The 21,682-nt window shown below is 51.8% G+C and carries 21 protein-coding genes and 1 tRNA gene; 7 read left to right on the forward strand and 15 right to left on the reverse strand.

Annotated elements, in window-relative coordinates; translation table 11 throughout:
- Positions 1 to 1,221 carry a type II secretion system F family protein gene (locus tag ACH3PB_RS01715; RefSeq protein ID WP_416397750.1) on the reverse strand — a complete coding sequence of 407 codons (1,221 nt, stop codon included), beginning with the start codon at positions 1,219 to 1,221 and terminating at the stop codon, positions 1 to 3.
- 63 nt (positions 1,222 to 1,284) lie between these two features.
- Positions 1,285 to 2,985 carry a type IV-A pilus assembly ATPase PilB gene (gene pilB, locus ACH3PB_RS01720; RefSeq protein WP_416397751.1) on the reverse strand — a complete coding sequence of 567 codons (1,701 nt, stop codon included), beginning with the start codon at positions 2,983 to 2,985 and terminating at the stop codon, positions 1,285 to 1,287.
- A gap of 420 nt (positions 2,986 to 3,405) precedes the next feature.
- On the opposite strand from pilB, the gene ACH3PB_RS01725 reads away from it, so the two are divergent.
- The 3 genes from ACH3PB_RS01725 (at position 3,406) to ACH3PB_RS01735 (ending at position 6,710) form a co-directional block, all read left to right on the forward strand.
- Complete coding sequence (locus ACH3PB_RS01725; RefSeq protein ID WP_416397752.1) at positions 3,406 to 3,861, forward strand: pilin; 456 nt, start codon at positions 3,406 to 3,408, stop codon at positions 3,859 to 3,861.
- 538 nt (positions 3,862 to 4,399) lie between these two features.
- Complete coding sequence (locus ACH3PB_RS01730; RefSeq protein ID WP_416397753.1) at positions 4,400 to 5,860, forward strand: hypothetical protein; 1,461 nt, start codon at positions 4,400 to 4,402, stop codon at positions 5,858 to 5,860.
- On the forward strand, positions 5,853 to 6,710 hold the full coding sequence (locus ACH3PB_RS01735) for a glycosyltransferase family 2 protein (protein WP_416397754.1): 858 nt from the start codon (positions 5,853 to 5,855) through the stop codon (positions 6,708 to 6,710). The genes ACH3PB_RS01730 and ACH3PB_RS01735 overlap by 8 nt, the downstream gene beginning before the upstream one ends.
- A 13-nt stretch (positions 6,711 to 6,723) precedes the next feature.
- On the opposite strand, the gene ACH3PB_RS01740 is transcribed toward ACH3PB_RS01735, so the two are convergent.
- The 5 genes from ACH3PB_RS01740 to ACH3PB_RS01760 form a co-directional block, all read right to left on the reverse strand.
- Positions 6,724 to 7,911, reverse strand: a complete 1,188-nt coding sequence (locus ACH3PB_RS01740) for a glycosyltransferase (RefSeq protein WP_416397755.1) — start codon at positions 7,909 to 7,911, stop codon at positions 6,724 to 6,726.
- Complete coding sequence (locus tag ACH3PB_RS01745; protein WP_416397756.1) at positions 7,896 to 8,657, reverse strand: class I SAM-dependent methyltransferase; 762 nt, start codon at positions 8,655 to 8,657, stop codon at positions 7,896 to 7,898. The genes ACH3PB_RS01740 and ACH3PB_RS01745 overlap by 16 nt, the downstream gene beginning before the upstream one ends.
- Positions 8,654 to 9,562 carry a hypothetical protein gene (locus ACH3PB_RS01750; protein WP_416397757.1) on the reverse strand — a complete coding sequence of 303 codons (909 nt, stop codon included), beginning with the start codon at positions 9,560 to 9,562 and terminating at the stop codon, positions 8,654 to 8,656. Before ACH3PB_RS01750 ends, ACH3PB_RS01745 begins: the two co-directional genes overlap by 4 nt.
- Positions 9,563 to 9,650: 88 nt before the next feature.
- Positions 9,651 to 10,460, reverse strand: a complete 810-nt coding sequence (locus tag ACH3PB_RS01755) for a metallophosphoesterase family protein (protein ID WP_416397758.1) — start codon at positions 10,458 to 10,460, stop codon at positions 9,651 to 9,653.
- Complete coding sequence (locus ACH3PB_RS01760) at positions 10,457 to 11,407, reverse strand: diacylglycerol/lipid kinase family protein (protein WP_416397759.1); 951 nt, start codon at positions 11,405 to 11,407, stop codon at positions 10,457 to 10,459. Before ACH3PB_RS01760 ends, ACH3PB_RS01755 begins: the two co-directional genes overlap by 4 nt.
- Positions 11,408 to 11,426: 19 nt before the next feature.
- Here ACH3PB_RS01760 and ACH3PB_RS01765 point away from each other — a divergent pair, with 19 nt between their 5' ends.
- Entirely contained in the window at positions 11,427 to 12,542 is a 1,116-nt protein-coding gene (locus ACH3PB_RS01765) for a putative signal transducing protein (protein WP_416397760.1), read from the forward strand.
- A gap of 114 nt (positions 12,543 to 12,656) precedes the next feature.
- A complete protein-coding gene (locus ACH3PB_RS01770) occupies positions 12,657 to 13,499 on the forward strand; it encodes an ATP-grasp fold amidoligase family protein (RefSeq protein ID WP_416397761.1) in 843 nt (280 codons plus the stop codon).
- Positions 13,500 to 13,502: 3 nt separating this feature from the next.
- Here ACH3PB_RS01770 and ACH3PB_RS01775 read toward each other — a convergent pair whose 3' ends face one another.
- Genes ACH3PB_RS01775 through ACH3PB_RS01785 form a run of 3 tightly spaced genes read right to left on the reverse strand, consistent with a single transcriptional unit; the run spans position 13,503 to position 17,043 of the window.
- Positions 13,503 to 14,747, reverse strand: a complete 1,245-nt coding sequence (locus tag ACH3PB_RS01775) for a polysaccharide biosynthesis C-terminal domain-containing protein (RefSeq protein ID WP_416397762.1) — start codon at positions 14,745 to 14,747, stop codon at positions 13,503 to 13,505.
- Positions 14,744 to 15,892: a glycosyltransferase family 4 protein gene (locus tag ACH3PB_RS01780; RefSeq protein WP_416397763.1), complete on the reverse strand. Its 1,149-nt coding sequence runs from the start codon at positions 15,890 to 15,892 to the stop codon at positions 14,744 to 14,746. The genes ACH3PB_RS01775 and ACH3PB_RS01780 overlap by 4 nt, the downstream gene beginning before the upstream one ends.
- Positions 15,889 to 17,043 carry a glycosyltransferase family 4 protein gene (locus tag ACH3PB_RS01785; RefSeq protein ID WP_416397764.1) on the reverse strand — a complete coding sequence of 385 codons (1,155 nt, stop codon included), beginning with the start codon at positions 17,041 to 17,043 and terminating at the stop codon, positions 15,889 to 15,891. The genes ACH3PB_RS01780 and ACH3PB_RS01785 overlap by 4 nt, the downstream gene beginning before the upstream one ends.
- 146 nt (positions 17,044 to 17,189) lie before the next feature.
- Between ACH3PB_RS01785 and ACH3PB_RS01790 the strand changes: the two genes are divergently transcribed.
- Both ACH3PB_RS01790 and ACH3PB_RS01795 read left to right on the forward strand, forming a co-directional pair.
- The gene (locus tag ACH3PB_RS01790) at positions 17,190 to 17,555 is read left to right on the forward strand and encodes a hypothetical protein (RefSeq protein WP_416397765.1); all 366 of its coding nucleotides are present in this window, start codon (positions 17,190 to 17,192) and stop codon (positions 17,553 to 17,555) included.
- A 110-nt stretch (positions 17,556 to 17,665) separates the two neighbouring features.
- Entirely contained in the window at positions 17,666 to 17,899 is a 234-nt protein-coding gene (locus ACH3PB_RS01795) for a DUF2061 domain-containing protein (protein ID WP_416397766.1), read from the forward strand.
- A 91-nt stretch (positions 17,900 to 17,990) separates the two neighbouring features.
- Here the strand turns inward: ACH3PB_RS01795 and ACH3PB_RS01800 are convergent.
- The 5 genes from ACH3PB_RS01800 to ACH3PB_RS01820 all read right to left on the reverse strand — a co-directional run bounded on the left by ACH3PB_RS01800 (position 17,991) and on the right by ACH3PB_RS01820 (position 21,682).
- Positions 17,991 to 18,067: transfer RNA gene (locus ACH3PB_RS01800), tRNA-Met, on the reverse strand.
- 102 nt (positions 18,068 to 18,169) lie between these two features.
- A complete protein-coding gene (ychF, locus tag ACH3PB_RS01805) occupies positions 18,170 to 19,261 on the reverse strand; it encodes a redox-regulated ATPase YchF (RefSeq protein ID WP_416397767.1) in 1,092 nt (363 codons plus the stop codon).
- A gap of 50 nt (positions 19,262 to 19,311) precedes the next feature.
- A complete protein-coding gene (gene pth, locus ACH3PB_RS01810) occupies positions 19,312 to 19,911 on the reverse strand; it encodes an aminoacyl-tRNA hydrolase (RefSeq protein WP_416397768.1) in 600 nt (199 codons plus the stop codon).
- 72 nt (positions 19,912 to 19,983) lie between these two features.
- Positions 19,984 to 20,622, reverse strand: coding sequence for a 50S ribosomal protein L25/general stress protein Ctc (locus ACH3PB_RS01815; RefSeq protein ID WP_416397769.1), 639 nt, complete (start codon positions 20,620 to 20,622; stop codon positions 19,984 to 19,986).
- Positions 20,623 to 20,737: 115 nt separating this feature from the next.
- Positions 20,738 to 21,682: a ribose-phosphate pyrophosphokinase gene (locus ACH3PB_RS01820; protein ID WP_416397770.1), complete on the reverse strand. Its 945-nt coding sequence runs from the start codon at positions 21,680 to 21,682 to the stop codon at positions 20,738 to 20,740.

Here is a 21,682-nt window from a genome sequence, read left to right on the forward strand (position 1 = left end):
TTAGACCACCTGGCCCATTTGGAATATTGGGAGGTACATGGCAGTGATCAGACCACCGATCAGTACGCCGAGTACGGACATTATCATAGGCTCCATCAGGGCGGTCAGGTTGTCGACGGCATCATCGACTTCTGATTCGTAGTGATCCGCGACTTTCTCGAGCATGGCGTCTAGGGCGCCGGATTCTTCGCCGATAGATGTCAGCTGGACCGCCATGACGGGGAACACACCGCTTTCCTTCATGCTGTACTGCAATTGAGTACCTGCAGAAACATCTTCCTTTATCTTCAAAACCGCGTTCTTGAAGACCACGTTGCCGGAGGCGCCCGCTACTGAGTCCAGCGCGTCGACTAATGGAACACCGGCAGCAAACGTGGTAGAGAGTACACGTCCGAAGCGGGCTACGGCTGACTTGTAGAGAATGTCGCCGACTACAGGCAGCTTGAGGACCAAGCGGTCCATTTGATTTCTAGCCGCCTCAGATCGCCGCATTATCTCTTTGAACACGAAGATGATCGCGATTATTGCCACGATTATGTAGTACCAAGTTGCCTGCGCCCATCTCGACAGATCGACAACCATGCGAGTAAATGCGGGAAGGTCAGCCCCGAAACTCTGAAACATTTCTTCAAACATTGGCACGACGTAGACAAGGAGAATACCCGTAACGACTAGCGCAACTACCAGAACGGCAATGGGGTAGGTCATTGCTTTCTTGATCTTCTTCTTCAGCGCCTCGGTTTTTTCCATGTAGGTCGCGACACGGCCCAGCATCGTCTCAAGCGCACCGGCTTTCTCGCCACTTTCGACCAGATTGCAGAACAGGTCATCGAAATACTTTGGGTGCTTCATCAACGAAGACGCAAAACTGTTACCCGCTGCGACGTCATTTTTCACATCGAGAACAAGTTTGCGCAGTGACGGGTTTTCAAGACCATCCGCAACAATATCGAAAGATTGCACCAGTGGGACGCCCGCTTTCATCATTGTTGCCATTTGACGCACGAAGATCGCAATATCGAACGGCGAAATTTTCTGCGTTTTTTCTCCGAATATGCTCTTGGGCTTTTTCCGTACTTTCGTAGGAACTATCCCTTGTTTGCGGAGGTGAGCTTTGACAATGGCGCTATTGGTGCCAACAGTCTCGCCCTTGGTCTTGTTACCTTTCCTGTCCCTGCCTTCCCAGAGGAAGGGGACTGTTTTTTCAATTGCCTGCGCCATAGTCTCTCTACCCACAAGTGTTCGGCCATTGGCACGAACTCAAATCGTCTCGTAATCCTGTTTCTAGTCTTTCGTCACGCGGTTCGCATCTTCAAGGCTGGTCATGCCTTCAATCACCTTGCGCAGAGCGGACTGTCGTAGGTTACGAAATCCCAGTTTCTGCGCCGTCCTGGCAATCTCAAGCGAGCTGGCGTCATTCATGATCAGTTCCTGAAGCTCGGGCGTGACCCTAACTACTTCATAAACGCCCACACGACCGCGATATCCGCCCTTACATTTTGGACAGCCCTTGGGATGATACAAGGTAAACCCTGTAGCAATTTGTTCGTCTGTGAAGCCTTCCTCTTTTAATACCTCTGGCGGGACTTTCAATTCCTCCTTGCATTCGCTACAGAGCCGCCGAGCAAGACGCTGCGCAATAATCAGGCTTACCGAGGTCGCGATATTGAAAGAAGGGACACCCATATTGCGCAGCCGGGTGAGCGTTTCTGGGGCGCTATTTGTGTGAAGAGTAGATAAAACGAGGTGTCCGGTCTGAGCGGCCTTAACTGCGATAGAGGCGGTGTCAAGGTCTCGAATCTCGCCCACCATCACCACATCTGGATCCTGACGAAGGAAGGCTTTGAGGGCAGCAGAGAAGTCGAGGCCGACTCGAGTACTGACATTCACCTGGTTGACGCCTTCGAGGTTAATCTCAACAGGGTCTTCGGCGGTCGAAATGTTCCGCTCTGGAGTGTTAAGGATATTCAAGCCGGTATAGAGCGAAACCGTTTTGCCACTACCAGTAGGACCTGTGACAAGTATCATGCCTTGTGGCTGCGCCAGCGCATCCATATACATCTGCTTCTGGTCCGGGTCGTAACCCAGCGCATCGATGCCCATTTTGGCGCTACTGGCGTCCAGAATTCGAAGAACGATTTTTTCGCCCCACAGTGTGGGTAGCGTGTTGACTCGGAAGTCGATCGACTTGGTCTTGGACAGTTTCATCTTGATCCGGCCGTCTTGGGGGACACGACGTTCGGAGATGTCGAGCTGGGCCATAACTTTCAAGCGGGCCGAGAATTTCGCAGCCAATTTGACCGATGGTCGAGAGACCTCGTGAAGAATACCGTCAGTTCTGAAGCGGATGCGATAGGCATGCTCGTAGGGCTCGAAATGAACGTCGGAAGAGCCCCCCTTGATAGCGTCCAATAGCATCTTGTTCACATATTTGACGATTGGCGCGTCGTCTTCACCTGAATCCTGATTGGCCTCCGGCTTGTTGTCGCCAGTATCGATGTCGATATCTTCAAGGTCGCCGTCGAGATCCATTCCGCCGAGAGGTTGTTCTTGGCTATCGAGATATACATCGATTGCTCGAGTGAGCTTATCCTGTTCGACCAACACCGGTTCTGCATTGAGTCCTGTCGCGAACTTTATTTCGTCCATCGCAGCAATATTGGTGGGATCCGCCACTGCTAGAAATAGCCTGTTTCCCCGTTTAAAGAGAGGCAAAACCTGGTGCTTGCGGACCAGCTTTTCGCCGATTGCTTTCTCAGGCATGACCGCAAGATTGAGTGCGTCAAGATCGAAAAGTGGTACGCCAAACTCGAGTGACGATGCTTGGGCAATCTGGGGCGCCTTGGCGAGACCATTGTTTACTATATAAGCAACAAGCGGGATATTCGCGCGCTTGGCCTCATTGCTGGCATTCCGAGCGGTTTCTTCATCGATTATCCCGTCGAACACAAAGCGACGGGCAAGGCCTGTAAGGGGTGCGCTCATGTACTGTATCTGACTCTATATAGGGTAAAGAAAACCGCTTCGGTTTAAGTTCAGGCGGAAATCGAGGTATTTGAGGAGTTTAGAAGCGAATGGAGGAGTTCGCAAAAATCCGTCCGAAAAACCCAAATCGTATAGCTATGCTTCCACGTTTCCCTGAGACGAAGTCAAAAGTGTGGGTAAGGATGTGACGCGGCACGTCACCTTCTGCCGTGAGTCAGCAACAAAGCGCGCTTGTCCGGTACAATTTGAACTGGTAGACCTTTCGTCCGATAGCGGTGGTTATGGGCTTAAGTGGCTGATAGGAAAAGGGCGATACGAAAGAATTTGATTTTGGCACACCCTCTGCTTTACTTCTCTCAAGGATGCGAAGCACAGGCGACGCCCGAAGCAAAACGTCATAGAACACTGAGGACTACCCAAATGCAAAATTTCAAACCAGTAATGAGTAAGGTACAGCAAGGCTTCACACTGATCGAACTTATGATTGTTGTGGCCATCATCGGTATCCTTGCTGCAGTCGCGATTCCTGCGTACCAGGACTATACAGTACGAGCGAAAGTGACCGAGGTGCTTGGTATTGCAGCTTCTGCTAAAACTTCAATTTCAGAATACTACTCGTCAGTAGGCGTGATGCCTACCAACGCGGCAGTAGCTGGAATCAATACAACCTCTGCGCAAAGTCAGTATCTGAGCAAAGTTGAATACAATGATACAAACACTAGTGTCGGCGTCGCTACTTATACTCTGACAAATCTTAATTCAGAAATAAACGGAAAGACTATAAAGTTCGAAGGTACTGGTGATACTACTGGTGTCAAGTGGACTTGTAGCAAAGGCAATGCTCCTGGAAAGTTCCTCCCTGCAAACTGCAGATAATTGTTAGCCTGAGTAAAAAGGAGAGCGTCGCTCTCCTTTTTTGTTATCTGAAGATATATCTGTGTAGTGTATACCGCCTATGACTAAAAGCGCTCAACACAATTTTCTAGTGCTTGTATCTCTGATTGTCACCGGGTTTGTTGTAATCTCGCTACTGTGGCCTGGCGTTTCAGGACCATTCCTGTTCGATGACTTTAGTAACCTAAATGCATTGGGGTGGGACGGGTCTGTTGACAATCCGACAGCAGTCTCACACTTTATTTTGGATAACCATTCTGGCCCATTCGGTAGACCGCTATCGATGCTTTCATTCCTAGCGGATGGTCACACATGGCCTACTTCACCTCGTCCGTTTAAAATAACTAATATTTTTCTCCATCTGATGACTGGACTCGCAGTTATGCTGATGGTTTCTCGTTTCTTATATCAAGAGTGTGGTTACAGCAGACGAAGGGCTGATTGGATAGCGCTGAGTGTTGCTTGCATATGGGTAGTTCACCCACTTCATCTAACTACCGTTCTTTATATAGTACAGCGAATGGCTATCTTGGCGGCTCTATTCTCTGTATTGGCAGTTTACACATATCTTATTCTAAGGAAGTCAGTAAAAGAGAAAAAAATAGTGAAGTCGCTCGCAGCAGCAGCAATTTTCATAGCGGCGTTTGGCGCGGGGATTCTATCTAAAGAAAATACCATTTTGGTTCTATTCGTCATTGCTGTGCTAGAGCTATTTGTACTAAATTCGGTTTTCCATGATAAAGTTATTTATAGATTAAGGGTCGCGTTTTTTTTCAGCTTGGGGGCGCTATTAACTACAGTTGTTGTAACGAAAAACATCTGGGGTGACGGGTTCGCTATGAGGACTTTCAGCCTAGACGATCGTATTTTGCTGCAGCTTCCGATTCTAGGGGACTACATATCAAAAATTGTTCTACCATTTGCTAGCAGTTTAAACCTATTTGAGGAGTCTTTTAGCGAAAATAGTTCGATTTATGACAGTAATATTTTCCTCGGACTGACTGTGCTATCGATAGCAGCTGCTATATGCAGCCGGGCAATACTAAAAAGAAATGTCATTGTGATGGCCGCTGCCGTCTGGTTTTTTGGGTTTCATCTTCTTGAGTCAACTATTCTTCCTCTCGAACTTTACTTTGAGCATAGGAACTATCTGCCAAGTATTGGCGTAATTGCTATTATAGTTTGGGGCGTTGTATTCTTATCAGATAAGAACGACTCAAAAATACTGGCCCCAATTATTCTAGTAAGCTATGGTCTGTTTCTCTCACTGACAACTTATATTCTCTCAAATACGTGGGGGAACGAAACCATGCTTTACGCAAAATTTGAGCAGGACTCGCCAGAATCGATAAGAGCGCATATTGCTTATTCGCAGCATCTCGAGGCTAAAGGCTTGCCAGAATTGTCCCTCGGCCTCATCCAAGATGCGGTCGAACTGGATCCTCTGTTGTTTGACAGCGTTTTTACCGAAGCTCGCCTCCGGTGCATATTTTATGGGGAGGATATTTCAAGTATCGACTGGAACCGTAACTACAGGGTCGGGTTTGGCATTATCGGACAGATCCAGCTTCTTGATCAGCTCGAAAAATCGTATGGAGTTACTTGCAAAGATGGCTCGAGGCCGTTGCTAGATTCTCTTCGAATTGAAGTGCCGAAGATGAGGCTCTTCAATGAGTCAAAGAATCTGCAAGGCCCCTTTTGGGACACTTTGTCTGACTACTATGCTGAGAGACTAAATTTTGAATATGCTGCCACATCGCTCGAGAATTCGGTCGCCGTTACTAACAGCGCGCGGGGCTACTACAAATTGGCTGTTCTTTACGCATCTGCAGGGCTGTATGACAGCGCTTTGATTAATGCTAGAAAAGCAATCGAAGAAGATACTAGACGGGGCCGGTTCTCCTCGTCGATAGGTGGCGATGTATATAGATTTATTGAGCAGATAGAAAAAATCCATCGTCGGGGAATAAATTATGATTGATTGCAAATGTTCCATAGTTATTCCAGCGAAGAACGAGGCTAGTTCCATAAAGGCGCTTGTAGAGGATTTGTTCGAGCTTGTGAAGCCCTTAGAGGTCATCGTCGTCGACGACGGCTCCACCGACAATACTGGCGAGCTGGCCGCGGCCGCGGGTGCCAAGGTGTGCCGTCACGTCTACTCCAAAGGCAACGGTGCCGCGATAAAGACCGGTGCGCGGGCAGCGACCTCCGAGGTACTGATTTTCATGGATGGCGACGGACAGCATTCAGCACGCGATGTGCTGCACCTTCTCGGGAAATATAATGAAGGATACGACCTGGTGGTCGGTGCGCGGGAAAAAGTCTCGCAGGCTAATTACTGGAGAGGCTTTGCCAACGGCGTCTACAACCGACTTGCTAGTTATATGACCGGCTATCATGTAGCCGATTTGACCTCAGGTTTCCGCGTAGCCAATGCCGCCAAATTTCGCGAGTTCCTGTACCTGCTTCCCAACGGCTTTAGCTACCCGACCACAAGCACAATGGCCTTCTTTAGAGCAGGCTATTCAGTTAAATTCGAAACAATTGAAGTCAAAAAGCGGGAAGGGAAGAGTCATATAAAGCTTTTCCGAGACGGTATTCGGTTCTTTCTGGTGATTTTCAAAATAGGAACGCTTTACTCGCCGCTAAAGATCTTCTTTCCGGTCAGCTGTGGGTTCTTCGCCGCGGGGCTGAGCTATTACCTGTTCACATTCATCACAGCCAGTCGCTTCACCAATATGTCGATGCTACTGATGAGTTCGGCGGTCATTATTTTTCTTATCGGTCTTATCTCAGAGCAGATCACGAACCTCATGTACAAGGGGGAGTAGGCGCGTTATTCCGTTAACGCTGATCAAAAAGTTTTAGAAATTTTTCGTTTGAAGCTCTGGAGGAAAGATGCTCGGTGAAAAAGGCCCTTGCGCACTCACCGATGGAGTGAATTTGCGCAGGATCTGCGTAAAGCGTTTGGATGGTTCGCGCCAGCTGGGACGGGTTGGCAGGTGAGACCATAGCAAATGGATGGCCTTGTGTATTTTCCTGAAGTCTCTTCGCTACTTTGGTGTCGCTTGTAATTAGCGTTTTGCCACAAGCCATGTACAAGTAATTTTTTAGTGGCCACACTCGGTTTGTTTTCGCCTGGTCCCCAAAGATGCCCAAACAGAGATCAGCTGATTGAATCAACGCCGCAAGTGAGTCAGAGTCCTGCCATTTTCGCTCCCACTGATACTGTAGTTCGAAACGCTCGGGCGCGTTCAAAAAAAAGTTCTCTAGAATTGCTGAGTCTTGCCCATCGCCGACGAAAAGAAAATCGATCGGCAAACTAGAATCAACCTTCGCTATTGCCTCACATATCGTTCTGATTCCTTGAAGTGGGACCATGGTTCCAGCAAACAAAACTTTGAAGCGATTGCCTTTCTTCTTGTCAGGTGAAGGTTTGAAAACTGCTTCGTTAATCGATAGAGGAATAGCTGTGAAAGATTCAGCTGGAATGTCGAACAATTTTGAATAGTACTCGGAGTTTTCAGGTGTGTCTGTGACGAGGCAATGGGCGACTAAATAGGCGCGGCGCTCCATGTATAGAAGTATTTTCGCAAAAATACCGCTGGCGCTGAATAGACGTCGATCGACCACTGCTGTGTCATACAACGATATAAAAACATCCGCGATGATTGATTTGGGGCGAGCTGACTTTGGTAAAAGACTCAAAGTGAACAACAAAAGCGGTGAAGGGTAGGGGACGTACAACACGTCCTTATTGCGGAACCTGAGCACGGAAAAGCTTGCTGCTAAAGTGGCAGCTGTCAGCTTAAGAGCGGCAAAGAGAAGGCTAATTATTCTGCCTGCCTGAGAATCGTAGCTCAGCTTATTGCTGCTGGGAAAATTACGCTCAGTCACAGTTAGATATGCCTGTTTCTGAAGAAGACTCAAGCGATATTTCGTATTGGGATAGGCATCCGTAGCGCTATAAGTACCAGCGACCAGCACGGTCCGGGGTTCTGCTGGGCTCACTGAGATCATTTCTTTCGGCATGTGAAGATCAGCCCGTCGCCCAGGCGGGAAAGGCCAGGTAAGCGCTGGAGCGAGCTGGCAATCTTGACGATCGCGTACACAAGCGTTGTATTAAGCCCCCGCACGGTTCTCCTTGATATTCCACTTTTAGCTGTCATTTCAGCTTTATCAGTCGAAGTACGCTTGTTGACTTTCTTGCCGTAGGCTAATTGCCGGAACGGAAACATTATATTCGTGAGAGGGAAGCCATAAATGTACACAGAAATGTCGGTGAAGCCGGCGTTTGATAATTTTTCATATAGCTCGGACGGCTCATAGCGTCTGAAGTGTCCCGCCAACTCATCAATGGCTTGCCATTTTCTCATATAAGCGGGGACAGAGCCGATGAACCAGCCCTCCTGCTTCAAAGAAGCAAATATGGATGTCAGGAAGGCTTCATCGTTCTCGATATGCTCTATCACTTCAAAGCAAAGTACAATCTGATATCTATTGTCATCCTGCGAAAATTCATTGCGGACCGAGATATTACCGTTACCGCGGAACCGCTTTTCCAGAATTTCGCGTGCCTGGGCGGATCCTTCGAAGAGGTTCATCTGAGTGACGTCATTAGCGGCTGTGAAAAAACTACTCACATCTCCGAGGCCTGGACCAATCTCACATGCCTCCTCAAACGATCTGCGGACAAGGGAATGTTGTTTGAGTAGCTGCTTCAGGAAAAAATAACGAAGCAGAAATCTCGGAGCTGGTGCCGTTATATGTTGTTTCATGATGACAATGATAGCCTGTATCGGAAGGTGGCAATTCCTACAGTTATGACGCCGAAGCAGAGATCGAACAGGGTAAACAACATCCTATGCAACGTTATCCAGAACACGGCTTCTTGCCATGTGAGCCATGCGGGGGCCAGTAGAACAAAACTCGCTTCTCGAATGCCAATTCCGCCAGGTGCGAACACTGCGATCCATCCAGCTATCATCGCGCACGTAAAGGCCGCCATAAGAGCAGCTGCTTCCGAAAGGTTTAGTGTATGAGAGGAGCCGATGAGAATAATCAACGGTAACGATGTGAGCAGCCAAAGCCCGATATAGCCATTGGCCAGAATCAGGCGATTGGTCATGCTGATGAACGTTGCTGGAAGTCGAAACTTATTTGAAATGTCAAGAATCCACACACCGAGCCTTTGCATCAGTACACAAAGAGCCAGTACGCTGATGACCACAATCGATGCGAGAGCGCCTCCGATATCAGGTAAAGAAATCAGGGCCAAAGCAGTTCCTACTAGAACGCCTACTCCTAGGCAATAGATCTGCTCTGCTGTCGAAACCAATACGTTGGTTCGAGTTATCGTTATTTTATCAGCGCCATCGCAAGCACCCCTCGCGAAGATGCCCCATATCTTCCCCGGGAAGTATTTACCTACCGCAAACAAGCCCATATCGATGAAGGCAATACCCAGATCTTTCCGAATACCGAATTGGCGAGCAAAGAAACGCCAGAGCACTATAGAGAAAACGTAAATAAACGCAGTGGACAAGAAGAACTGAACATATACCCAAATTGCCAGATCGAGGTCACTTATTTTCGGCTGACCTTCCACTCGGTTGAGTGCAATATAGCTCGCGCCTACGATTACTAGACAGCCTGCCAAGCCGATCAGGTAGCGATTCGTCAATCGGACTCTAACGTTCAAAGTGTGAGGTGATCCAAAGAGACTCCCGGACTGTTCGGCTTCGCGCTAACTGCATATTGGGCGGAGCTCCCTACAACCAAGGCAAAACCCGCTCCTCCAACCTAAACCGCCGCATCCCATAATCAAATTCACAGCGCTCCAACTTGGTTTCATTCCTGGTATCTCCTACACAAATCCGATTGAACGAATTCGGCATCTTGTTTCGAATTCTGGTCGAGAACGTCGTGCCGCACTGAGCTGTCCAAGCATCATGGGCTAAGCCAGAATACCGGCTACTCAAGGGCTGCATAAACGGAAAGTGAATATGCCCGCCCAGGTACAGATCCATCCCATCAGCCGCCCACTGCCGAATAGCAGCTTCGGCATTTTGCATGATGTTCTTCTCGTCCCTATCCAGAATAGCGTCCACCGGCTGATGCGCAAATACGATCTTCAGTTTATGCGCCTCGGCCGCCCGCAGACGCTCGCTTGTCAGCTCGATATGCTCATCAGTCAACAGGCCATCCTTGTACCGCGCCGGGTTAGTCGTATCCAGCCCCGTAATCGACACTCGGTCCGAATCAAAAACAGGCATATGGTTCTGCCCAAGCGAAAAATTCGCCAGATACTCGTCATACCGCCCATACGGCGAACTAAAGCGCTGCAGCACGTTGTACAGCGGGATATCATGATTGCCGGGTACGATCATCACCGGACCGTCCGGCAGGCGTCGCAGAAAGGCGGCGGCGGCCTTGAGCTCGCTCACACGCGCCCGCTGAGTAATATCGCCAGAGTAAATGACCAGCTGACTGGGGAATTCTTCCAGGTGTTCGAGCAGGGCCTCAATAGTGCTCTGTATTTCAGTACCAAAGTGGGTATCTGAAATGTGCAGTATATTCACTCATCTTCCCGACTCTTTGCAGGGACGATGACCTGGGCCGCTTCGTGCTCGACCCGGAAGATCAGCGGGTTCTGCAGCCGGCGGATTTCGCCATCGACCGCAACCTCTATGGTTTTCCGGCGGCGGATGCGCGGATAGGTGATCTGTAGCTTCTGAACGGGTTCGTAACTGATCTCTTCAACATTGCGAATACCGCCGAACGCGCTTTTGAGCAATGCAAACAGCATACGAATACTGGTGCGCCCTCGCATGGCGAATAGAATCATGAAGCCTTTGTCCAGATGACTTGCTTCAGGCATGTCGAAGGTCTCGATCTGGGTCTGGCTGCAGGTCACCACCACCAGCGGCGTTTTCATCTGTCGTACCTGGGTGCCGTGCTCGATCGAGATCAGTGAACGCTTCTGATTCGTCAGGAACACCCAGATGCTGGTGAGCACCGCTGCGAGCCGGGATCGCCCGGTTTTCGCCAGAATGCGCTCGCGTGCCTTCATGATCTTTGGGTAGACGCCGAGGCTCGCACTCACACAGAAGGGCTCACGGTTCACCCAGCATAGCGGCACCGGCTGTGCCACCCCTTCGAGGGCGTTGATTATTGCTTCATTGGCTTCAGTAGGAATGCCGTGGTCCCGGGCAAAGTAGTTAAATGTACCCCTTGGGATGATAGCGAGCGTTGTTTTGCCTACTGTAGAATTCAGCACCGACATACGGCCCAGGAAGGTGTTGACGGTTCCGTCGCCACCTGCGATGAGCAGTACCGCTTTTTCGGCTGCGGCGTCTCGGATGGCGCGATCAACGTCCTGCTCGAAGTCGGGCCCCGGATGCACCTGATCGGTTTTCAGCAGTGATTCGGTCGGAATGTGCCTGCTGATACATTCCAGCAGGTGTTCATTCTTCTGGTTCCCAGCGGCAGCGTTAATGACGATTATGAACCGGCGGCGGTCTGACACAGTTTTCCTTGGGTAATAGATGAAAGTTGTATACGAAGCTTCGAATACTATAGAAGCATACCTGCTCAAGTCACGTCTGGAGCACGAAGAGGTGCTGGCGTGGGTGACAGGGGAGTTTCTCCAGGGCGGGGTGGGCGAGTTGGCAGCACACGGTCATGTGCGTGTTATGGTTGCTGATGACGATGTCGAGCGGGCGCGAGTCGTCATCAGGCAATATGAAAAGGAGGTCTACAAGCAGATGAAACCTATAGAGTTCATCGGGATCGGCGTTACCAAGGGTGGTAGTTCCTGGCTGGCGGACATACTGGCTGCGCATCCGCAAATCTGTCTCTCAGAGCCCAAGGAAGTCCGCTACTTCAACTCGCTCGCATCGCCCGGGAACGAAGGCGCCAATCCTCAGCGGCAGCAAAGCTTGCACTGGTACCACCAGCATTTTTCGCACTGCCGCGCCGATGCCATACGCGGAGAGTACACGCCGCTGTACATCGCCGATCCCGACGCGATCGACAACATCCTGGATTACAACCCGGAGATCAAGTTGCTGATTTGCCTCAGAGATCCGCTGGAGCGGCTCGTCTCCCACTACCGCATGAACCATGACTACATTGGTATCGCGAAGGGGTCGATCGAGGAGGAGATCCGCAGCGACGGTCGCTATCTGGAGCAGGGGCTGTATGGCGAGCAGATCGAGCGGCTCTACAAGCGCTGCGACCGAAGCCAGGTGCTGCTGTTTTTCATGGACGACATCCGCAAAGACAGAGCCGGCACGGTGGCCCGGATGTATGAGTTTCTCGGCGTCGACGCCAGATTCGTTCCAGCAGGGCTCGAGAGGAAGTCAAACGCAGCGAAAAAAGCGAGATTCCCCTGGGTTGGGCGTTTTCTGTTCCTATTACCCCGTGCGCTTGTGGCCATGAAGATGAACTGGCTACTGGTCGCCTTGCGTAAGATTAACCTGCATAAGGTGCTGCTTGGCTTACTCACAAAGGAGTCGGCAAAGCTGGAACTTTCAGCGGACTTCAAAGCCAGGATCAGAGACTACTACCGTGAGGATGTCATCAAACTTGAAAATCTAACAGGGCGGGACCTTTCCCGATGGTATGAAGAGGAAAACCAGGTGCTCTCGAAAGCGGGCTAAGGTCAACCATAAGTTTTGCTAACGACCAACCAGGTCTCTGCTAGAGTCCCGGCCATAGCCTGTAAGTTCTTTACAGGGCTGGGTCGCACTCGCCTACATGGAAGAGGAATTCACTTGCTTACGAAAGTATTGGCCCGCGTACTCCAGTCGCTGCCGAAGACACGCACCGGTGACTATATCTTTTCTTATCTGCTGTTTCTCCGTGCCCATAGGCGCAAGCCAGGCTCGGGAATGCTCCTGAATGACTACCTGTTCCGACTCAAGACCTCTAAGGAGATGCTGAGCCCCTTGCGTCAGTTCACTTCGGACAAGGCGCTCGTGAAGCACTTCGTTGCGGCAACCGTGGGCGACAAGTACAACATCGAATCCATAGCCGTTCTGGAGTCGAAAGCCGAAATCGACGCTTTTGACTTCCCCGCAAGCTGCTGTATCAAGCCCACCCATGGCAGTGGTCGAGTCATTCTCCGGCGCGACGGAGAGCCCATCGACAAAGCAGAAATCAAAGCCTGGTTCGACTTGAATTACTATCTCTACAAGCGCGAAGTGAATTACCGCTATGCAGAGCCAAAGGTCATCATCGAGCCGATTCTGTTTGGTGGTACCAAGGGTGAGGACTACAAATTCTTTTGCTTCAACGGCAAGGTGAAGCTGCTACAGGTCGATATTGGTCGTCATCACGTTCACACCAGAAAATACTACGATGGTGCGATGAACGAGCAGGACTTTTCGATGAAGCGGCCCCGTGAATTGGGGCCCTATGAGCTCCCGAAGAACATGCCGGAAATGAAAGCGGTGGCCGAAAAGCTCAGCAGCTACTTCGGCTTCGTGAGAATCGATCTGTATAGCGATGGCGACGCCATCTATGTCGGCGAAATCACCCACTGTCCCGAGAATGCCTGCGCCCGCTTCATTCCACTCGAGGCCGAGCAGACTGCGTCAGATCTCATTTTCAATTAGGCGTCAAATCTCTTCGAACAACCTGAGCCGTTTTCTCATGTACCAGCTGAACAGGCCTGCAAGCGATGCATAGGCAATCGTGGTTGCGACTGCTGCGCCCATGATGCCGTAGCTTGGTACAAGGGCAAAGTCGAGCCCGAGATTAATGCCGAGCGCAATGAAAGTAGCGATCTGAACGAAGGCAAAGCGTGACATCCCCACGATAATCGAGAGTTGCAGCATCTGATACAGCGCAAAGAACGAGGCGATCAACAGGCAATACATAATTGGCAAAGAGGGGTCGTACTTGGCCCCATATACCAGCGTTAGTCCCGGCTCCAGCAACACGGCGGTCACGATCAGACCCAGGGTGCCAAGCCCCATGATCTGCAGTCGTGTGGTTTTCATGAAGTGCCGAAGCTTGGTCTTGTCTTCGAGCAGGAGATGAATGTCTGGCAAGTAGAACATCTGGATGGTCGTGAAGCAGATCAACATGCCCTTGAAAATCTGATAGCCGAAGTTGTACTGACCGATGCTTTCGAAGTCGGTATAGAGTCTTAAGACCAGATTGTCGCCCCAGTTCATCAAGTAGACAGCGACGGCGCCGATTACATACCAGAGGCTGTTACGAAACTGCTCCTTTACGATGTGCGCATCGAAACTGAACGGCAGCATCAAGCGCCAGGGCAGCACTGGCAATATCAGCACGGCCGCGATGGCGTGGCCGAGAAAGAGTGTCCACAGCGCGTCTCGGAGATCAAAGCTGCCTTGCAGGTAGAAGATAATAAGCACGGCGAAGAGGCTGACGCCAATCGCGAGTTCGAACAGCGGCCCCCACATCTTGCGTTGCGTGGATGTAAAGGTAGAGGTGTGAATGAACCGCATACTGACCACATAGAAGCCAGCAATGACCAACACATAGTTCTCGTGGCTAAGTCCTGTAAATGTCAGGAATGCGTCCTGGAACACGACAGCGATGCCTAGCGAAATCAGGTACCAGCTGCCAACGCTGATTGCCCGCGCTGTGGTCGCACGCCTCACATTACCGTTGCGGGTGAACTCACGGCTAGCCTGCACGACATAGGGCGACTGTGAGGACTGGATGCCTATGGCTGTGAAGACGTATAAAAGCATGAGCGCCAGCGAAAAACGACCAAACTCATCAGGTGTGATGAAGGCTGCCACCAGCAGGGGAAACACGAACAACGTTGCCTGAGCGAGCAGTCTGACCAGTGCAAAGCTCAGAAAAGACTTCAGTGAAAGGCTCATTGTGTCAACCGCTTGGCAATCTCGACGATGCGCTGCGCACGCGAGTCCCAGCTATAGGCCTCCACGGCCTGCAAGTTCCGCTGACCCATCGAGCGCCTCAATTCCTCGTCCTGCAAGAGTCGGTCGAGCTGCGTCGCCAGGTGCGACGGATTCGATGGCTCGAAAAACAGCGCGTGCTCATTTTCAGCCAGGATCTCCCGCATCGACTCGAGGTCAGACGCCAAAATAGGTAAACCATTCGCCATATACTCGAATAGCTTGAGGGGAGACGTGTAGTGCGCCCCGATGGCCGTTCGGTTGTTCGGCAATACACCGATATGGGCGCTCTTGGCGATAGGCATGAGTTCATCCTGAGACATGCGTGAGCGCAGTATCACGCGATCCTGCAGGTCCAATGACGCCACCAGCTGTTCGATACGCTCGAAATCCTTACCCACCCCGCCAAGCGCCAGAAATACCACGTTCGGTGTGCGCACAAATGGAATGGCCTCGATAAAGATCTCAACACCTTTCCAGTCGATAAAGCTACCTGAATACAGTACCTGCAGCTGATCGCGGGCCAGGGACTGCGCCTGCACATTGGCAATCACATCGACGCGAACGCCGTCAGGTAGCACTGTGATGCGCCCGGGATCTACGCCCAAAATGCCTTCGAGATCTCGCGCGATGCCGTGTGATATCGGAATGAAATAATCGGCCAACTTCAGTGATGCGTGTTCGAGTTCGAAACTTACTTTCTCCGAGGTCTTGTGATACAGCGTATGCGGCTCATAGATTACTGGCACATTGGGCCGCGCCCAGCTCGGCAGCATCTTGAGGAAGACCAGCAGTGTGATGTCCCGGGTATAGATGACATCAAAACTGCCTGCTTTCAGAGCCATCAGCACCTGAATGCAGTAGAGCAGGCGGGTAACCTTCTCGATCAGCAAGGAGCCCGTCAGCAGCTTCACGGGCAAGCGCTGGGTAGCGAAATTCTGCTTGATCGAAAAGAACTGGCACAGGGACGCGAAAGCTGATTTCGACATCCAGCCGGTAAAGAGCGTCACCTCACTGTGCTTGCCCAGGGCTTCGCACATGCTCAGCATCTGGTTGATGTTGGCGTCGCGTGTTTCGAGCTGACTCAGGTAGATGTAGGCAATCTTCACTGCTGTTGTTTCCGCTCGTTAGCCTCGATGAGCGGTCGCATGCTGTCTTCGAACTGCTGGGTAACTGCTTTCCAGCTGAAATTATCTTCCAACCGCTTACGGCCGTCTTGACCGAGCTGCCGACGGAAACCGGCGTCATCGATCAGGCGCTTCAGCTGCGTTGCGATGGCCTCCGGATTCTGCGGCGGCACGAGTAGCGCACAGTCGCCGACAACTTCCTTGCCACCGCTGGAGTCCGTGGTGATGATCGCGTTGCCAGCGCAGAGCGCTTCGAGCAGGTTGACCGGAAAGTTTTCCTGATCAGAGGTGAAGGCGAAAATGGCATTATTCTCGTAAATCGCCTTCAGCTCGGGCGAATCGTTGTCGACCCAGCCATGGAAGGTGATGTCGATATCTTTCCCAGCGGCCTGGTCGCGAAGATTCTGCAGGTAAGGGCCTTCACCGAGTATATGCAGCGGAATACGGTACTTGGGGTCTTCTTTGGCAATACGGACAGCGGCATCAATGATGTACTGCACGCCCTTGCGCTGAAACATCCGCGTGCACACGACGATGCCTGGCTGTTTTTCAGTATTCGGATCGAAGCGTGCTGGATCATAGCCGTTCGGGATGACCGTGACCTTCGCCGAAGGTCGTGACTTCAGTATTAACTTGCGAAGGTGCTCGCTTGGGCTGGTAATCAGATCGATGGCCCGAACGGTATAGTGCCAGACGGGCTTGAGCAGAACATGCTGGAACTGAAAGCGGTCAGGATTGTAGCCAGGAACGTCCGACCCGTGGGCTGTACAGATCAGCGGAATTCGCAGGCGTTTCGCCAGGAATGATCCCGTGAAGGCATCCGGGAAAATGAAGTGGGCGTGAATGATATCGAAGCGTCTGGTCTTGGCAAGTTTCAGCACGTAGAACAGCACAGAGGCTTCATGCGGAACCATCTCACCGATATGACAGCTCTCGGGCTTGGCGCGCAAGCTCTTGAGTCGATGCACCCTCACGCCATTCTGAACAGTCTCACCGACCTGAGTCTTGAAGCCCATGGTGACCACATCAACCGAGTGGCCATTGGCCACGAGACCTTCTGCAAGGCCAAGAGCCACCTTGCCACCGCCACCACCCAGAGGAGGATATTCATAGGTGAGTACAAGAATATTCATGCGGGTATCCCAGAAGAAAGGTCGCGATTGTAGGCGCTATTGAGGGCTGGCGATATCAGGTATTACTGGTATGTGGCCGACGAAAGCGCCGCTCCACCGCCAGTTTAGACTAGACTTTGAACAACAACGATAACCAGGAGAAAACGATGAAGAAACTGACCAGCTTTGCCATTGCAACGGCGCTTGTCACGCAGCTTGCTGCTTGTGGCACGATACTCCACCCGGAACGGAAAGGTCAGCGCGGTGGTAACATCGACCCCGCCATCGCTATCCTCGACGGCATAGGTTTGCTCTTCTTTCTCATTCCAGGACTCATCGCTTTTGCGATAGATTTTTCCAATGGCACGATCTATTTGCCCGGCGGTAGCGCTCAATTGACACCAGCAGAAATGGACGCGCTGGTTGTGGACAACACCATTGACCGCAACGAAGTGGCTAAAGTGATTGCTGCCCGCAGTGGACAGACCATTGACGAGGCCGCAAGCCAGACCATGGAGATTCGCCGGCTGTAGATCCATTGGTAAAAACTATTGCTTGTATTCCTCTAATTGATTTTTATTATAGCGACTCCTGGATTACAGTTGATTCTAAGCAACTGCTAACACTTTCGGGAGAGGGCGCTATGAAAAAGACTTTGAGTTTCGCGGTACTGCATTTTTCCGTCGCGTTCACCGTGGCCTACCTTTTAACAGGCAGCATGATCATAGGGGGCACACTGGCGCTTATTGAACCTGCCGTTAATACCGTCGGGTTCTACTTTCACGAGAAGGTATGGTCATGGGTGGAGCGTCGGAAAGTCGGCGCTTCCAACCGAAGCGTTGTCGATCCCGCGTTCTGTCAACTGCAGACAATATAGGAAGGCTATTGAGCCGAACGTAGTCCAGACTCTGCGCAGGTGTGCGCACGGATAACCGGGGGAGGAGGGGCTAAGCCCCACAAGAAAAAAATGGTAGCAAGAGCGAGATTCGAACTCGCGACCCCAGCATTATGAGTGCTGTGCTCTAACCAACTGAGCTACCTTGCCACATTCTGAACAAAGGGTTTCACCCGAAGTTCAGGCCGCGTATTCTCTGAGCTTTTGGCCGACATGTCAATGCCATTTGGCTACTCAGATGCGGATTACCGCCTATACGTTAAAGCGGTAATGGATAACGTCGCCATCCTTGATAATGTAATCCTTACCTTCAAGCCGCCATTTTCCGGCATCCTTCGCGCCAGCTTCACCCTTGCAGGCAATAAAGTCCTCGTACGCAATGACTTCGGCCCGGATGAAACCGCGCTCGAAGTCGGTATGGATAACGCCAGCGCCCTGTGGAGCGGTTGCGCCAACTCTAACGGTCCATGCGCGTACTTCCTTCACGCCTGCCGTGAAATAGGTCTGCAGGCCGAGGAGGCCGTAACCGGCCCGTATTACACGGTCGAGACCCGGCTCTTCCATGCCCAGATCGGCCAAAAACTCCGCCTTCTCATCGCTTTCCAGTTCGGCGATTTCGGACTCAAGCTTGTTACAGATCGGCACTACCACCGCGCCTTCTTCTGCAGCAATGGCTTCAACCACGGCCAGATGCGGGTTATCGGTGAAACCGTCCTCAGCGACGTTCGCGATATACATGGTCGGCTTCATGGTCAACAGGCACAGCTCGCGAATGTGCAGGTGCTCGTCCGGCGTCAGCGCAAGGCTGCGTGCTGGCTTGCCCTGGTCCAGGTGAGGCTGCACACGCTCCAGAATAGCCAGTTTCGTCTTGGCATCCTTGTCGCCACTTTTGGCCACCCGAGAAAGTCTGTAGACGGCTTTCTCGACGGTATCGAGATCGGCGAGCGCAAGCTCTGTATTAATCACCTCGATATCGGCCGCTGGATCGATCTTGTTTTCAACGTGAACAACATTCTCGTCTTCAAAGCAGCGGACAACGTGGGCAATCGCGTCAGTCTGACGAATGTTGGCCAGAAACTGGTTGCCGAGTCCTTCACCCTTCGAGGCGCCTTTAACCAGGCCAGCTATATCGACGAACTCCATTGTGGTCGGCAATATTTTCTGCGGCTTTACAATTGCAGCCAATGCGTCCAGCCGTCGGTCGGGCATCGGCACGATGCCCGAATTGGGTTCGATGGTGCAGAATGGAAAGTTCTCGGCATCGATGCCGGCTTGAGTCAGCGCATTGAACAGCGTTGATTTGCCGACGTTGGGCAAGCCGACGATGCCACAGTTAAAACCCATATCACACCTGCTCTGAATTCAGTTGTTATCTATTCGAAACGACAGCTCGATCATTCGACCTGTCGATGAAGTTCATTCATGGCAGCAGCCAGGTTGCCCTTCAGGAGTGAGGGCAGGTGGGCTTCCACCCGATCAAAACACTGCTCCAGCAACTCACGCTCATTTGCCGGCGCCCGACCCAGCACGTAGCCAGTCACACGGTCCTTGTGACCGGGATGTCCGATGCCGAGGCGAAGACGGTGGAAATCGTTCTGTCCACCAAAGGTCTGAATGATATCGCGTATGCCGTTGTGGCCGCCATGGCCGCCAGATGCTTTCAGGCGGATCGTCCCGGGCGGCAGGTCCAGCTCATCATAGGCCACCAGAAGTTCCACTGGCTCAAGCTTATAGAAGCGTGCCATCGCACCGACAGCCTGGCCACTGCGATTCATGAAGGTGGCCGGAATCAGCAGGTGTACTTCACCAGCGCTGGTCATCGCTTTGCCATAGTGGCCAAAAAACTTGCTATCGGCTTTTAATGTGCAGCCAAGGTGGGTGGCCAGCCTCTCAACGAACATCGCCCCCGCGTTGTGGCGTGTCTGCGCATATTCATTGCCGGGATTGCCCAGGCCGATAATGGCGCGAATAGGTGTGGTCGCAGCATCGGTCATGGAGATTGTTCCATCAGTTTAAAACTGCATAAAAAAACGGGCTATTCGCCCGTTCTTCGTGAACGTTGCCGATTACTCAGCGCCGCCCTCGGTAGTCTCGCCATCAGTATCGGTATCAGCTTTCACAACGCGCGGCATGTGAATGTTGGCTACTGGCTGGTCGTGGCCTTCGCCCTTCTCGAGTTCCGCAAGCTTCACGCCCTTAGGCAGGGTGATATCGCTCATGTGAACGATCTGGTCAACTGCAACTTCTGCCATGTCGACTTCAATGAACTCAGGCAGATCCTTCGGCAGACAGACAACTTCGACTTCGATCATCTGGTGAGAGATGATGCCGCCGCCCTGACGTACGCCCACGGCCTTGTCTTCATTGATGAAGTGCAGTGGCACGTGGACGTGAATAGCCTGGCCCTTCACGATGCGCTGGAAATCCGCGTGCTGAAGTGTCGGCTTGTACGGGTGACGCTGCAGATCCTTGAGGATGACCTGTTCGGTCTTGCCGTCGATATCCAGCGTGAGAATGTGTGAATAGAACGCTTCATTCTCAAGCGCATGCATGAATTCATTATGCTTGATCATGATATTTGCTGGCTGGCTCTTTCCGCCATAAACGACGGCTGGCACCATGCCCTGCTCGCGACGTAGGCGGCGGCTCGCACCTTTCCCCTGAACATCGCGGCTGGTTGCGGCAATTGTAAAATCGATAGCCATAATCTTTTTCCTGGCAGTCGCCAAAGCGGCTGCATAATCTTCATAAATGAATGTCAGCGATCGCGACCAATCGCCGACTCTTGTATCAGGCGTTTAAACTAATGCTTTCAAAGCCTTAGTTGAACATTGCGCTGATGGACTCTTCATTGCAGACCCGGCGGATTGACTCCGCAAGCAGGCCAGACAAAGAAAGCTGGCGGATTCTATCACAATTACGGGCTTTGTCACTGAGCGGAATCGTGTCGGAAACGACGAGCTCATCAAGTTGCGACGCCTCGATATTCTCGATGGCAGGTCCGGACAGTACCGGATGCGTGATATAGGCCAGAACCTTGCTCGCCCCTTGTTTCTTGAGGGCATTGGCAGCCTGACAAAGTGTGCCGGCGGTGTCGACGATGTCGTCGATGAGAATGCAGGTCTTGTCCTGAACATCACCGATGATGTGCATGACTTCAGTGACGTTGGCTTTCGGGCGACGCTTGTCAATGATCGCCAGATCAGCATCGTTCAGCCGCTTGGCGAAGGCTCTGGCACGAACAACGCCGCCTACGTCGGGACTGACGACGATGTAATCCTTGAGGCCACGTCGCTCTACATCATCCAGCATGACTGGCGTAGCATAGGCATTGTCGACCGGGATGTGGAAAAAGCCCTGGATCTGGTCGGCATGCAGGTCAACCGTCAGTACCCGGTCGATACCTACACCGTCAAGAATGTCCGCCACAACCTTTGCGCTGATTGGCACGCGGCTCGATCGTGGCCGGCGGTCCTGGCGTGCATAGCCGTAGTAGGGAATGACTGCAGTGATTCGGCCAGCAGATGCGCGACGCAGCGCGTCAGCCATGACCACCAGTTCCATGAGGTTGTCATTGGTCGGTGCACATGTCGGTTGGATGATGAAGACATCGCGCCCACGGACATTTTCATTGATTTCGACTGTGATTTCGCCATCACTGAAGTTACTGACGACCGCATTGCCAAGTGGAATATGCAGCGCGTCGGTCACCTTTCTCGCAAGCTCGGGATTAGCCCTGCCGGAAAAGATCATGAGTTTGGACAC

The sequence above is a fragment of the Allohahella sp. A8 genome (assembly GCF_047946665.1).
In the GTDB taxonomy this organism is placed as follows: Bacteria; Pseudomonadota; Gammaproteobacteria; order Pseudomonadales; family Oleiphilaceae; genus Allohahella.